We start from the raw sequence: 12,671 nt of genomic DNA, 5'->3' as shown, positions 1-12,671 counted from the left end.
GCTTGGAGCAAACGAAAATGGGTCGGCCTTGCCGGCCCATTTTCGTTTGGATGGACCAAATTTCGTTCAAGCTTAGCGTCAGCCGAATGCGTTTGACGGGAGACGCATCGGCTCTAGGTTCGGGCGCAGACCAGGTCAGGAGACGGACGATGGATCGGCACAATTTCGGGGGCTGCCTGTGCGGCGCCGTGCGCTTCGAGACGCACGGGGAACTGCGCGAGGTGATCGGCTGCCACTGCTCGCAGTGCCGCCGCCAGACCGGGCTCTACTATGCCGCGACCGATGTCCCGCTGGAGAGGTTCCAGCTTCTGGAGGAGGCAACACTCGCCTGGTACCGCGCCAGCGCCAGCGCGCGCCGCGGCTTCTGCTCCACATGCGGATCGGCGCTCTTCTGGCAGGCGGAGGGCAGCGACAAGATCTCGATCCTTGCCGGTGCCTTCGACCAGCCGAGCGGACTGAAGATGGGCTACCACATCTATTGCAACGACAAGCCGGACTTCTACGATCTGCCGAACGACGGTTTGCCACGCCACCCGCAAGGGCGGCCCTAACTGAGGGAAGCAGATACCCCATGCCACGCAGCTCCATTGAGATCTTTGACCTCCGCACGCGCGAAAGCCAGGTGGTCTGGCAGACGGAGGCCCTGTTCGAGGCGCCGAACTGGTCGCCCTGTGGCAGCTATCTGTTGCTCAACAGCGACGGCCGGATGTATCGGCTGGCACTCGAGGGGCAGCCTCTGCCGGAGCCGCTGGAGACCGGCTTTGCCACCCGCTGCAACAACGACCACGGCATCTCGCCGGACGGGGAATGGATGGCGGTGTCCGACAAGGTGGAATTCGGCAAGTCCGCCATCTACATCCTGCCGGCTGCCGGTGGCGACCCGCGGCTCGTCACCCGGAACCTGCCATCCTACTGGCACGGCTGGTCGCCCGACGGCCAACACTTCGCCTACTGCGGCATCCGCGACGACCTCTTCGACATCTACACCATCGGTGTCGGGGGCGGTGAGGAACTGCGGCTGACCTTCGGCGAGGGCCGCAACGACGGCCCGGACTATTCCGCCGACGGTCGCTGGATCTATTTCAACTCCAGCCGCAGCGGCCGCATGCAGATCTGGCGGGTCCCGGCGGAGGGTGGGGAGGCCGAGCGGATCACCGACAGCCCCTACGGTGACTGGTTTCCGCATCCGTCACCCCTTGGTGACAAGGTCGTCTTCCTCTCCTACGACGGCGACGTCTTCGACCATCCGCGCGACCAGTCGGTACGGATCCAGCTGATGGACATGGACGGCGGCAATGCCGAGACGCTGTTCGAGCTCTTCGGCGGGCAGGGGACGATGAACTCGCCGAACTGGGCGCCCGACGGCCACCGGTTTGCCTATGTCCGCTATTTGCCGATCGCCTGATCGGGCTTGCCCCGCCGGCGATGCTGAGGCATGGGTGGGGCACGAGGTGCCGACCGGTCGCGCCTGCCATTGTTGGGGATTGACGATGCGACCTGATCCTGTTGCTGAACCGCAAGGCCCGGTGGCGGCCTCGCCGTTTTCCGCAAACGAGCGCGACGCCGTCTACAAGGCGATCGAGACGCGCCGCGACGTGCGCGACCAGTTCCTGCCCGATCCTCTTCCGGACGATCTGGTCGGGCGCCTGCTGGGGGCTGCCCATGCGGCGCCCTCGGTCGGCTTCATGCAGCCCTGGAACTTCCTGCTGATCCGCGACCGCGATGTCCTGCAGGAGGCGTGGGAGGCGTTTGCACGGGCCAATGAGGAGGCCGCCGCCCTGTTTGCGGACGAGCGGCAGGCACTCTACCGCAGTCTCAAGCTGGAGGGCATCCGCAAGGCGCCGCTCAGCATCTGTGTCACCTGCGATCCGGACCGCGCCGGCCCCGTCGTGCTGGGGCGCACGCACAACCCGCGGATGGACGTCTACTCCACCGTCTGCGCCGTTCAGAACCTCTGGCTGGCAGCACGGGCGGAAGGCGTCGGGGTCGGCTGGGTCAGCATCTTCCACGACCGCGACGTGCGCGCACTGCTGGGGATACCCGAGCGGGTCGAGATCGTCGCATGGCTCTGCCTCGGCTATGTCAGCGAGCTCTATGACCAGCCGGAACTGGCGGCCAAGGGCTGGCGGCAACGCCTGCCGCTCGAGGACCTCGTCTTCCGCGACCGCTGGGGCAATCGCTGAGCGTTACTGTCGGGTCTGGGCACCGCCGGCCGCCGGATTGGCAAGATCGATCGAACTGTCGTCGGGTAGGAAGGTGGGGCCGACGCTGCGGACGTTTGTCGAGGGATCATAGGGCCGTTCGGGTGGCGGTGGCGGCGCGGCCGCGGTCTTCGCAGGTGGCGGATCCTTCGGCGAAATGCTCGTGATGCTCGACCCGGACTGCGGCAGGACATCCGGCACGGTGACGGCCGGAATGTCTGCCTGCGGTTCGACGGCAGACGAAAGCGGCATGGTGGCGATGTCGCGACACTGGTTGGCCTCGATGGCGGCGATGATGGCATTGCGCTCGCCATCCGGCCGCACGAGCGAGCGGGACCCCTGTCGGGACCGGATCGTTTCGCGCGCCGCCTGTGCCCGGCGCAGCTCATCCGTGATCTGGAAGCAGACGTCGTCCGATTGGCCATAGCTGACGATGCTGCCGGAACCGCAGCCGGCGCGGCGCATCTCGGTGCGGAGATAGCGGATGTCGTCGTCAATCTGGCGCAAGGCATCGGCCTGGCGGCGAACCTCCGCGGTGCTGCCGATGATCGTCGGAATGGCCGCGAGCCGCCGATAGAGCGACTGGCAGATTGCCGTCTGATCGGCTGCAGCGGCACCGGGAAGCACCACGAGCAGGGCGGCAGCGACAAGGCGCGTGTTCATGAACGTCTCCGGGTGGATCGACCTGCAGGCCCGACATCATCGGACCCACCCGTTGAGAATATCATAATTTCCAAGCCCTCAGGGGTTGGAAGCCTCCACGACGGCAAGGGCCGCCATGTTGACCACGCCGCGGGAGGTGACGGACGGCGACAGGATGTGGGCGGGCAGGGCGGTGCCGAGCAGGATCGGGCCAACATGCAGCGCATCCAGCATGTTGCGCACGACGCCGAGCGAGATGTTTGCCGCATCCAGGTTGGGGAACACCAGCAGGTTCGCCTCGCCAGTCAGCGTGCTGTCGGGCATTGCCCGCTTGCGCAGCGGTTCGGACAGCGCCGAACCGCCCTGCATCTCGCCGTCGACCTCCAGATCCGGCGCCCGCTGGCGCACCAGGGCGAGGGCCTCGCGCATCTTGCGGGCGCTTTCGGAATCGCGCGAACCGAAGTTCGAGTGACTGACGAGCGCGGCCTTGGGGACGATGCCGAAGCGCTGGATGGCCTCCGCCGCGAGGATCGTCATCTCGGCGATCTCGGCGGCCGTCGGATTGTAGCTGACGAAGGTATCGGTGAAGAAGATCGCGCCGCGCTGCGAGATCAAGAGGCTCATGCCGGAGAAGGCGCAGACGCCTTCGCGCTTGCCGATGATCTGGTTGACGTCGCGCAGATGGCGGTCGTAGCGTCCTTCGACGCCGCAGACCAGCGCATCGGCCTCGCCACGCCTGACGGCGAGCGCGCCGATCACGGTGGTATTGGTGCGCACGATCGTGCGGGCCGCCTCCGGGTTGACGCCGGCGCGGCCGACGAGCGCGAAATAGTCGTCGACGTAATCGCGGTAGCGCGGATCGTCCTCCGGATTGATCACCTCGAAATCGACGTTCGGGCGGATGCGGATGCCGAAGCGCTTCAGCCGCGCCTCGATGACGCTGGGGCGACCGATCAGGATCGGCCGCGCCGTCTGGTCTTCGAGCAGGACCTGGGCGGCGCGCAGCACGCGCTCGTCCTCGCCCTCGGCAAAGATGACGCGGTTCTTCTCGGCATTCTTCGCAGCGTTGAAGATCGGCTTCATGATGAAGCCGGACCGCCAGACGAATCGGTTCAGCTGGTCCATGTAGGCGTCGTAGTCCTGGATCGGACGTCCGGCGACGCCACTTTCGGCGGCAGCCCGGGCAACGGCCGGCGCGATGCGCAGGATCAGCCGCGGGTCGAAGGGCGAGGGGATCAGGTAGTCGGGGCCGAAGATCGGCGTTTCGCCGGAATAGGCGCGGGCGGCGACATCGGAGACCTCCTCGCGGGCGAGCGCCGCGATGGCCTTGACCGCCGCCATCTTCATTTCTTCGTTGATGGTGCGGGCGCCGCAGTCCAGGGCACCCCTGAAAATATAGGGGAAGCAGAGAACGTTGTTGACCTGGTTCGGGAAGTCGGAGCGGCCGGTGCAGATCATGGCGTCAGGGCGTGCAGCGCGCGCCAGCTCCGGCATGATCTCCGGCGTCGGATTGGCGAGCGCCATGATCAGGGGCTTGTCGGCCATCTTGGCCAGCAGTTCCGGCTTCAGGACGCCGGCGGCCGAAAGGCCGAGGAAGACGTCCGCACCGTCGATGCTCTCGGCCAGGGTGCGCTTCTCGCTGTCCTGGCAGTAGATCGACTTCCACTGGTCCATCAGCGTCTCGCGGCCGAGGTAGACGAGGCCCTCGATGTCGTGGACCCAGATGTTTTCCTTGCGCGCGCCGAGCAGGACCAGGAGGTTGAGGCAGGCGAGTGCCGCGGCGCCGGCACCGGACGCGACGATCTTGACGTCCGAAAGCGTCTTGCCGGCAAGCTCCAGGCCGTTGAGGATTGCCGCCGCGACGATGATCGCCGTGCCGTGCTGGTCGTCGTGGAAGACCGGGATGTTCATTTTCTCGCGCAGCTGGCGCTCGACCTCGAAGCATTCCGGGGCCTTGATGTCTTCGAGGTTGATGCCGCCGAACGTCGGCTCCAGCGCCGAAATGGTCGAGACCATCGAATCGATGTCGTTGGCGTCGATCTCGATGTCGAAGACATCAATGGCGGCGAACTTCTTGAAGAGCACCGCCTTGCCCTCCATCACCGGCTTGGAGGCGAGCGGTCCGATGTTGCCGAGGCCGAGCACGGCCGTGCCGTTGGAGATCACCGCAACGAGGTTAGCGCGCCCGGTATAGTCGGCAGCGGTGTTGGGATCGTCGCGAATCGCAAGGCAGGGCGCGGCGACGCCCGGCGAATAGGCGAGCGCCAGGTCGCGCTGGTTGCCGAGCGGCTTGGTCGGCTGGATCTCCAGCTTGCCGGGGCGCGGATAGCGGTGGAAGAACAGGGCCTGCTCGTCGAGATCGCCGGACTTGTTGTTGCCGTCTTCGTTCGCCTTGTCCTGCATGCCCTGAGCGCCTCCGATTATTCGTCTTTAGTCGAGTGTCTGTGTGAGTGTCTTCCTTACAACAATCGGCGCCCGGGAACAGCAGAATTTCCGAGCGGAGACATGGCGGCGCCAGGTCACGATCTGTCCGAAGCCCCCGGTTGTCATGCTCCTGAAACACGAGTCTGATTTTGGAAGGGCTGCGGCAGCGTTAGGCAACAGGGGACCAGTGACCGTGATGGCGAACAGCAGGCATTTCCGGACGATCTTCATCTCCGACGTGCATCTCGGCTCCAAGGCCGCGCAGACAGATCTTCTGCTTGATTTCCTGCGCCACCATGAGGCTGACACCATCATCCTCGTCGGCGACATCGTCGACGGTTGGCGGCTGAAGCGGAGCTGGCACTGGCCGCAAGGCTGCAATGATGTCGTGCAGAAGCTGCTGCGCAAGGCGCGCAAGGGCTGCCGCATCGTCTATATTCCCGGCAACCACGACGAATTCCTGCGCGATTTCCCGGGCATGCATTTCGGCGGCATCGAAGTGGCCGACCGCATCATTCACGAGGCCGCCGACGGCAAGAAGTACCTCGTCCTGCATGGCGACGAATTCGATGTGGTGGTGCGCAACGCGCGCCTGCTCGCCTACCTGGGCGACTGGGCCTATGACGCTGCCATCGCGCTCAACGTGGTGCTCGCCGCCATCCGCCGCCGGCTCGGCATGCCCTACTGGTCGTTTTCGGCCTGGGCCAAGCTGCAGGTGAAGCAGGCGGTGAACTTCATCGGCGAATTTCAGCATGTGGTGGCCGAAGAAGCCCGCAAGAGCGGCGTCGACGGCGTCATCTGCGGCCATATCCACCACGCGGTCATCGAAGACATCGACGGCATCCGCTACATCAACACCGGCGACTGGGTCGAGAGCTGCACGGCAGTTGTCGAACGCCAGGACGGCACGATGGAGATGATCACCTGGCAGAAGCCTGCCGCCGTACCGGCGCTGCAGCAGCTCGAGGACGAGGTTCTCGAGGATATGCAGGCCGCCTGAGTGCGGCGATTGTGCCGCCCCATGGCAAATGTGCCATAGGCTGCGGGCAGGGCGCGTGCTAGATCCGGAGGACCCCTTCGGATCCAGTTGCTCCCGTGACACCAGCCAATCCCCATGAACTGCCGCCGCCTCGACACTTTCAACTGCGGTGCGCCTTGGCCTATGCCGCCCCGATCGGGGTGAATGGCATCATCCTTCCGTATTTTCCGGTCTGGCTGGATTCGCTGCGGTTCAGCGACGTGGAGATCGGCGTCATTCTCGCCCTGCCGATGATCGTCAGGATCATTGCGGCCCCCGTGGTCGGCGCCATTGCCGACCGGCTGCAGGAGCGCGCCAATGTTCTCTACTGGTCCGGCGGACTGTCGCTGCTGACCGCCATCGCGCTCTTCGTCGCGACCGGCTTCTGGCCGGTGCTGATCATCTACAGCCTGCAGGCGGCCGTCTTCGCCGCCTATGTGCCGGTTGTCGATTCCATGGCGGTCAGCGGGGTCCGGCGCTGGGGCTTCCAGTACGGTGCGCTGCGGGTCTGGGGCTCCGTCGGCTTCGTCGTCATGAGCCTGCTGATGGGGCAGCTGATCGGGCTCTGGGGCGGCGGGATCCTGCCGCTCGTGGCAGCCATCGCCTTTGCCTTCACGCTGGTGGCAGCCTATGTCGCGCCGCGGCTGGGGCGAAAGCGGCCGCGGCCGGAAACAGCAGCGCAGGGAAGGCGGCTCGCCTGGGGTGCATGGGGGCGGCTCGACCTGCACCTGCTGATGATCGGTGCCTCGATCGCCCAAGCCGGCCACGCCATGTTCTACGCCTTCGGTGCCATCCACTGGCAGGAGCAGGGCTTTTCGGGAACCGAAATCGGCATCCTGTGGAGCACGGCGGTGATCGCCGAAATCATGGTCTTCTTCGCCTCCGGCATCATTGCCCGGCGGTTGACGCCCTGGACGATGATGCGGCTCGGCTGCGCGGTCGGCGTACTCCGCTGGATGCTCTTTCCCATGCCGCTCGGTTTTGCCGGCTATCTGGCGCTACAGTCGATGCACGCCTTCACCTTCACCTTCCTGCACATAGGAGTGCAGCACAAGCTGGTGGAGATGGTGCAGGAGGAGCAGGAGTCGTCGATGCAGGGTATCTACTTCTTCTACAACGGCGCCTTTCTGGCGCTGGCGACGCTCCTGTCCGGCGTCCTCTACAAGTACTATGGCGCCGCGAGCTTCCCCGCCATGGCGATCGCTGCGGTCGCGGGCCTTGCCACGATCGCCCTGGCTGCGAGGCTTCAGCCCCAGAGGTCGGCAGCCGGCGGAAAGACCGTGGAGCCTTCGTAGCGCAGCCCCGGCTGGCGGTCGCGGGCCAGGAGCAGCGGTCCGTCGAGATCGGCATATTCCACATCCTGGGCCAGCAGCACGGCCGGTGCCATCGCCAGAGAGGTGCCGACCATGCAGCCGACCATCACCTGGAAGCCGAGCCGCTTCGCCTCCGCCTTCATGCGCAGGCCCTCGGTCAGTCCGCCGGTCTTGTCGAGCTTGATGTTGACGGCGTCGTAGCGGTCCCGCAGCGCCTCCAGATCTTCCGTCGCGTGAACGCTTTCGTCGGCGCAGACGGGAACGACCCGATGCACCCGCGCAAGAGCCTCGTCGCTGCCTGCCGGAAGCGGCTGCTCGATCAGGGCAATCCGGAGCTCTTCCGCAATCTGCAGGTGGCGCTCGAGGTTGTCCTCGGTCCACCCCTCGTTGGCGTCGATGATGATGGCAGACTGCGGCGCCGCCAGCCGGACGGCACGCATGCGGGCCTCGTCGTCGGCCGTCCCGAGCTTCACCTTGAGCAGCGGCCTGTGCGCGTTTTTGCCCGCCTCGGCAGCCATCGCTTCCGGTTCGCCCAGCGACAGCGTGAAGGCGGTGGTGAGCGGGCGGGGCGTGATGCCGAGCAGCGCCGACACGGACTGGCCGGCCTGCTTTGCCTCGAGATCCCAGAGCGCGCAATCGACAGCATTGCGGGCGGCGCCGGGCTTCAGGATCCGTTGCAGCCCGGCCCGGTCGGCACCCTCGAAGATCGCTTCGGAAACCGAACGGACGTCCTCCAGCACGCCTTCGATCGTCTCGCCGTAGCGCCTGTAGGGCACGCATTCGCCGCGGCCGATCAGGCCGCCTGCTCGGATCGTGCAGGTCACGACCTCTGCCTCCGTCTTCGATCCGCGGGAGATGGTGAAAACCCCGGCAATCGGAAATCTCTCGATTGTGGCTTCAAGGTTACGGCGCATGCTTTTGAGCGTCCTGTCGTGGTATTTCCTGAGGAGCCGACTATATTGCCGGTTGATAGCCGCGATCAATCGAGCGGCGTCGCCAATTCGCCCAGTTCACGAAAGATACCAGTGCCATCATTGACCGCCGACACCCGGGCCGCCGAAATGGCTGCCGAGCAGACCTCCGGGGGCGATGGCGAGCGATTCGTCGCGCGTGGCGATTGGCGCAACCACAGCATCACAAGCGTCCTGCCGACGCTGGAGGGGCTGGAGACGAGCACCGGGCGCGGCCGGATTGAGATCGATCTCTCCGGCGTCGATGCCATGGACACCGCCGGTGCCTGGTTGATCCGGCGCCTGATCACCGCAAAACAGACGCAGGGACGCGATGTGGCGCTGGTCGGGGCAACCAGCAATATCGACGAGCTGATCGCCGTTCTTCCGGAACGGGCGCCCGCACCCGCTGCTCCAACCGGCCCACGGCCCTCGCTGTTCGAGCGGACATTCACGCCGGTCGGGCGGATCGTCACCGATGTCGCCGGCGATCTGGTCGCTGCCATGCACATCCTGGGCTCGGCCGTCCGGGGCGCGCAGATGAAGTTCGGCAAGGGCGGCGGCATCTCGCCGGCCTCCGTGGTCAACCAGATCGACCACATGGGCGTCCGGGCCGTCCCGATCATCGCGTTGATGTCCTTCCTGATCGGGGCGATCATCGCCCAGCAGGGCGCCTTCCAGCTTCGCTATTTCGGCGCCGAGATCTTCGTCGTCGACCTCGTCGGCATCCTGCAGCTGCGCGAGGTCGGCGTGCTTCTGACGGCGATCATGATCGCCGGCCGCTCCGGCAGCGCGATCACCGCCGAGATCGGCTCGATGAAGATGCGCGAGGAGATCGACGCGCTGACGGTGATCGGGCTGAACCCGGTGGGCGTGCTGATCTTTCCGAGGCTGGTGGCATTGACCATCATTCTGCCACTCCTGACGATTATCGCAAACTTTGCAGCGCTTTACGGTGCCGCCGTCGTCACCTGGACCTATTCCGGCATTACCTTCGAAACCTTCCTGGCGCGCCTTCATCAAGCGGTCGACCATACCTCGGTGGCATCCGGCATGATCAAGGCGCCGTTCATGGCGCTCGCCATCGGCATCGTTGCTGCGGTCGAGGGTATGAAGGTCGGCGGCAGTGCGGAATCGCTCGGCAAGCACGTGACGGCCTCGGTGGTGAAGTCGATCTTCGCCGTGATCGTCATGGATTCCTTCTTCGCCATCTTCTACTCAGCGATCGATTTCTAGGAGCGACCGCGTGGCGGGAACACAAAAAGATGCGGCCCAGAAAGAAAGGCAGGTTGTCCTGTCGGTGCACGACCTGACGGTGGGCTTCGGCTCCACCATCGTGCTCGACAACCTCAACCTCGATATCTATCGCGGCGAGATCCTGGGTTTTGTCGGCGCTTCGGGCACGGGCAAATCGGTTCTGATGCGCACGGTGCTGCGTCTCCTGCCGCGGCGCGGTGGAAGCATCAAGATCCTTGGGACGGACTACGACGAGGCGACCGACGAGCAAAGAGTTGCTCTCGACACGCGGCTCGGGGTGCTCTTCCAGCATGGTGCGCTGTTTTCCTCGCTGACGGTCAAGGAGAACATCCAGCTGCCCATGCGGGAATACCTGGACCTGCCGCAGTCGCTGATGGACGAGCTTGCGTTTCTGAAGATCGAGATGGTCGGGCTCGCACCGGAAGCGGCCGACAAATATCCGTCGGAACTGTCCGGGGGCATGATCAAGCGTGCGGCGCTCGCAAGGGCGCTGGCGCTCGATCCGGACCTCGTCTTCCTCGACGAGCCGACCTCGGGTCTCGACCCGATCGGCGCGGCCGAATTCGACATGCTGATCGCCCGGCTGCGAGACACCCTCGGGCTGACGGTCTACATGGTAACCCACGACCTCGACAGCCTTTTTTCAGTTTGCGACCGTATTGCCGTGCTCGGACAGAAGCGGGTATTGGTGGAAGGCACGCTGGAGGATATGTTCGCGTTCGACGACCCTTGGGTTCAATCCTACTTCCGCGGCAAGCGGGCCCGTTCCGTGGTGACCACGGAACAGGCCGCGACGCCAACTGCACAGAGTGACTGAGGCCATGGAAACCAAAGCAAATTACGCAATCGTCGGGTTCTTCACCTTGCTGGTGATCGCCGCCGCATTCGGTTTCGTCTACTGGATGGCCCAGTCGGGGCGGGGTGGTCCGGTGGCCGAGCTGGCGATCCGCATCCCCGGGTCCGCAAACGGTCTGTCGGTGGGCTCGCCGGTGCGCTTCAACGGCATTCCGGTGGGCTCCGTGCGCAACCTCTCCATTGACCCGGACGATCCGCAATATTCGATCGCCTTCACCGAAGTGCGCGCCGACGCGCCCGTCTTTCCCTCGACCAAGGCGGTGCTGGAAGTGCAGGGCCTGACGGGGGCTGCCTATATCGAGCTCTCCGGCGGCAACAAGGGCGAAGAGAGCATCCTTCGGCAGGCAATAGATACCGGCCGTCCGGCGGTGCTGATCGCCGATCAGTCGAGCGTGACCAACCTTTTGGCAACCGCCGACAAGATCCTGGAGCGCGCCAATGACGCGATCGGCGATCTGCAGGGCTTTGTCGCGGATGCACGCGGTCCTCTGACGCAGACGATCCGTAACGCCGAGGTCTTCTCGGCATCGCTCAGCAGCAATGCGGGTGCGATCGACGATTTCCTGGAAAGCATGTCGGCGCTGTCGGTGACCTTCAACGGCGTTTCGCAGCGCGTTGACTCCACGCTTGCCGCAGCCGAGGAACTGGTGCGTGCGGTCGATGCAGAAAAGATCAACGCGGTGGTCACCAATGCCGAACGCGTCAGCCTCAATGTCGCCAATGCCTCCGACAATCTCGACGAGATCGCCCAGAACATCCGGTCGGCTTCTTCCAGCTTCCAGCAGGTAACGACGGATGCGCGGTCTGTGGTCCAACGGGCCGACACCTTGATGGCGGCGATTAACCCGCAGAACGTCGGAACCGCGGTCAACAACCTGACGGCAGCCAGCGAAGACGCACGCAGTGCGCTATCATCGGCACGTGAGGTCGTCGACGGGGTGGCCAACCAGCGCGACGACATCAATCGGGCGATCAACGACTTCACGGAGCTGGCGCAGAAGCTCAACAACGCGTCGAACCGCGTCGACGGCATCCTCGCCAAGGTCGACACCATGCTGTCGGGCGACGATTCCGAGTCGCTGTTTGCGGAAGCCAGCAGAACGCTGCAGTCCTTCCGCACGGTTGCCGACAACATCAATGGCCGCGTGGGGCCGATTGCAGACAGCCTGCAGCGCTTCTCGGCCTCCGGCCTGCGCGACATCCAGACGCTGGTGGAAGACACCCGGCGCACGGTTCGCAGCCTCGACAGCACGATCACCAATTTCGACGAGAACCCGCAGCGCCTGATCTTTGGTGGCGAGACGGTAAAACAGTATGACGGCAGAACGCGGCGATAGGGACTGAGTACTCATGACAGGTTTGACGTTCTTCAACACGGGTCCGCTTCGCCCCGGCGCGCTGATGGTGCTGCCGATGATCGCCGCCCTGGCGGCGGGCTGCGGCACGAAGGCCAACAATGACACCTTCGACCTTTCCATCACCCCCTCCAGCACGGGGCCTTCCGCGCGCGGGCGGCAGATCCTGGTACCGGAGCCGACGGCACTGAAGTCGATTGCGAGCGACCAGGTCGTGATCCGGGTCTCGCCGTCGGAAATCCAGTATCTGGCGGAATCGCAGTGGGGCGATACTCTGCCGCGCATGGTTCAGGCCAAGCTCGTGGCGGCTTTCGAAAACAGCGGTCGTCTCGGCGGCGTCGGCCAGCCGGGGCAGGGCTTGGCGATCGACTATCAGGTGGTGGCCGAAATTCGTGCGTTCGAAGTCGACACCAGCGGTGCCGATGTCGCCAATGTCGAGATCTTCGTGAAGATCCTCAACGACCGCAACGGCACCGTCCGCGCCCAGCGCGCCTTCCGGGCGACCGTGCCGGTCTCCGGGACGGAGAACCGGGACTTCGTCGCGGCGCTCAACAACGCCTTCGCCGCCGTCGGCGCCGAGATCGTCGACTGGTCGCTGCAGTCCATGTAGCCGCCTCGGGTCTGACGGCACGACGCACCTACATCCCGAACGAAAA

The 12,671-nt window shown here is 65.0% G+C and carries 12 protein-coding genes; 9 read left to right on the top strand and 3 right to left on the bottom strand.

The features are described from left to right. The first annotated feature begins 149 nt into the window (after positions 1-149). From EO99_RS0108995 to bluB, 3 genes are all read left to right on the top strand, one after another. Positions 150-551 (top strand): GFA family protein, encoded by a 402-nt coding sequence (locus EO99_RS0108995; RefSeq protein WP_029618315.1) that lies wholly within the window; start codon positions 150-152, stop codon positions 549-551. A gap of 20 nt (positions 552-571) precedes the next feature. Further along, on the top strand, positions 572-1,405 hold the full coding sequence (locus EO99_RS0108990) for a TolB family protein (RefSeq protein WP_029618314.1): 834 nt from the start codon (positions 572-574) through the stop codon (positions 1,403-1,405). Positions 1,406-1,490: 85 nt separating this feature from the next. After that, entirely contained in the window at positions 1,491-2,183 is a 693-nt protein-coding gene (bluB, locus tag EO99_RS0108985) for a 5,6-dimethylbenzimidazole synthase (RefSeq protein ID WP_029618313.1), read from the top strand. 3 nt (positions 2,184-2,186) lie between these two features. Here bluB and EO99_RS0108980 read toward each other — a convergent pair whose 3' ends face one another. After that, the gene (locus EO99_RS0108980; RefSeq protein ID WP_029618312.1) at positions 2,187-2,864 is read right to left on the bottom strand and encodes a hypothetical protein; all 678 of its coding nucleotides are present in this window, start codon (positions 2,862-2,864) and stop codon (positions 2,187-2,189) included. Between the two features lie 78 nt (positions 2,865-2,942). Continuing rightward, the gene (locus EO99_RS0108975; protein ID WP_029618311.1) at positions 2,943-5,246 is read right to left on the bottom strand and encodes an NADP-dependent malic enzyme; all 2,304 of its coding nucleotides are present in this window, start codon (positions 5,244-5,246) and stop codon (positions 2,943-2,945) included. A gap of 217 nt (positions 5,247-5,463) precedes the next feature. Between EO99_RS0108975 and EO99_RS0108970 the strand changes: the two genes are divergently transcribed. Both EO99_RS0108970 and EO99_RS0108965 read left to right on the top strand, forming a co-directional pair. Next, on the top strand, positions 5,464-6,267 hold the full coding sequence (locus tag EO99_RS0108970; RefSeq protein WP_029618310.1) for a UDP-2,3-diacylglucosamine diphosphatase: 804 nt from the start codon (positions 5,464-5,466) through the stop codon (positions 6,265-6,267). Positions 6,268-6,362: 95 nt separating this feature from the next. Beyond that, on the top strand, positions 6,363-7,580 hold the full coding sequence (locus tag EO99_RS0108965) for an MFS transporter (RefSeq protein ID WP_029618309.1): 1,218 nt from the start codon (positions 6,363-6,365) through the stop codon (positions 7,578-7,580). On the opposite strand, the gene dgcA is transcribed toward EO99_RS0108965, so the two are convergent. Next, positions 7,532-8,512: an N-acetyl-D-Glu racemase DgcA gene (dgcA, locus tag EO99_RS0108960; protein WP_029618308.1), complete on the bottom strand. Its 981-nt coding sequence runs from the start codon at positions 8,510-8,512 to the stop codon at positions 7,532-7,534. The two genes, EO99_RS0108965 and dgcA, sit on opposite strands and share 49 nt — an antisense overlap. Positions 8,513-8,659: 147 nt before the next feature. Here dgcA and EO99_RS0108955 point away from each other — a divergent pair, with 147 nt between their 5' ends. Genes EO99_RS0108955 through EO99_RS0108940 form a run of 4 tightly spaced genes read left to right on the top strand, consistent with a single transcriptional unit; the run spans position 8,660 to position 12,625 of the window. Beyond that, the gene (locus EO99_RS0108955; RefSeq protein ID WP_077067057.1) at positions 8,660-9,784 is read left to right on the top strand and encodes an ABC transporter permease; all 1,125 of its coding nucleotides are present in this window, start codon (positions 8,660-8,662) and stop codon (positions 9,782-9,784) included. A gap of 10 nt (positions 9,785-9,794) precedes the next feature. Then, positions 9,795-10,622: an ABC transporter ATP-binding protein gene (locus EO99_RS0108950; RefSeq protein WP_029618306.1), complete on the top strand. Its 828-nt coding sequence runs from the start codon at positions 9,795-9,797 to the stop codon at positions 10,620-10,622. Between the two features lie 4 nt (positions 10,623-10,626). Beyond that, on the top strand, positions 10,627-11,997 hold the full coding sequence (locus EO99_RS0108945) for an MlaD family protein (RefSeq protein WP_029618305.1): 1,371 nt from the start codon (positions 10,627-10,629) through the stop codon (positions 11,995-11,997). A 13-nt stretch (positions 11,998-12,010) separates the two neighbouring features. Beyond that, positions 12,011-12,625: an ABC-type transport auxiliary lipoprotein family protein gene (locus tag EO99_RS0108940; RefSeq protein ID WP_051679770.1), complete on the top strand. Its 615-nt coding sequence runs from the start codon at positions 12,011-12,013 to the stop codon at positions 12,623-12,625. Positions 12,626-12,671 lie beyond the last annotated feature (46 nt).

Origin of the sequence: Pseudorhizobium marinum (assembly GCF_000705355.1) — a bacterium.
GTDB classification, from domain to species: domain Bacteria; phylum Pseudomonadota; class Alphaproteobacteria; order Rhizobiales; family Rhizobiaceae; genus Neorhizobium; species Neorhizobium pelagicum.
The sequence above is the reverse complement of the archived record's forward strand: the minus strand, read 5'-3'. Positions and strand labels throughout refer to the sequence as shown.

What these genes read in the sequence shown, in the direction of transcription:
- EO99_RS0108995 (WP_029618315.1), top strand. Translation starts at nt 150, where the DNA reads ATGGATCGGCACAATTTCGGGGGCTGCCTGTGCGGCGCCGTGCGCTTC.
- EO99_RS0108990 (WP_029618314.1), top strand. Translation starts at nt 572, where the DNA reads ATGCCACGCAGCTCCATTGAGATCTTTGACCTCCGCACGCGCGAAAGC.
- bluB (WP_029618313.1), top strand. Translation starts at nt 1,491, where the DNA reads ATGCGACCTGATCCTGTTGCTGAACCGCAAGGCCCGGTGGCGGCCTCG.
- EO99_RS0108980 (WP_029618312.1), bottom strand. Translation starts at nt 2,864, where the DNA reads ATGAACACGCGCCTTGTCGCTGCCGCCCTGCTCGTGGTGCTTCCCGGT.
- EO99_RS0108975 (WP_029618311.1), bottom strand. Translation starts at nt 5,246, where the DNA reads ATGCAGGACAAGGCGAACGAAGACGGCAACAACAAGTCCGGCGATCTC.
- EO99_RS0108970 (WP_029618310.1), top strand. Translation starts at nt 5,464, where the DNA reads ATGGCGAACAGCAGGCATTTCCGGACGATCTTCATCTCCGACGTGCAT.
- dgcA (WP_029618308.1), bottom strand. Translation starts at nt 8,512, where the DNA reads ATGCGCCGTAACCTTGAAGCCACAATCGAGAGATTTCCGATTGCCGGG.
- EO99_RS0108955 (WP_077067057.1), top strand. Translation starts at nt 8,660, where the DNA reads ATGGCTGCCGAGCAGACCTCCGGGGGCGATGGCGAGCGATTCGTCGCG.
- EO99_RS0108945 (WP_029618305.1), top strand. Translation starts at nt 10,627, where the DNA reads ATGGAAACCAAAGCAAATTACGCAATCGTCGGGTTCTTCACCTTGCTG.
- EO99_RS0108940 (WP_051679770.1), top strand. Translation starts at nt 12,011, where the DNA reads ATGACAGGTTTGACGTTCTTCAACACGGGTCCGCTTCGCCCCGGCGCG.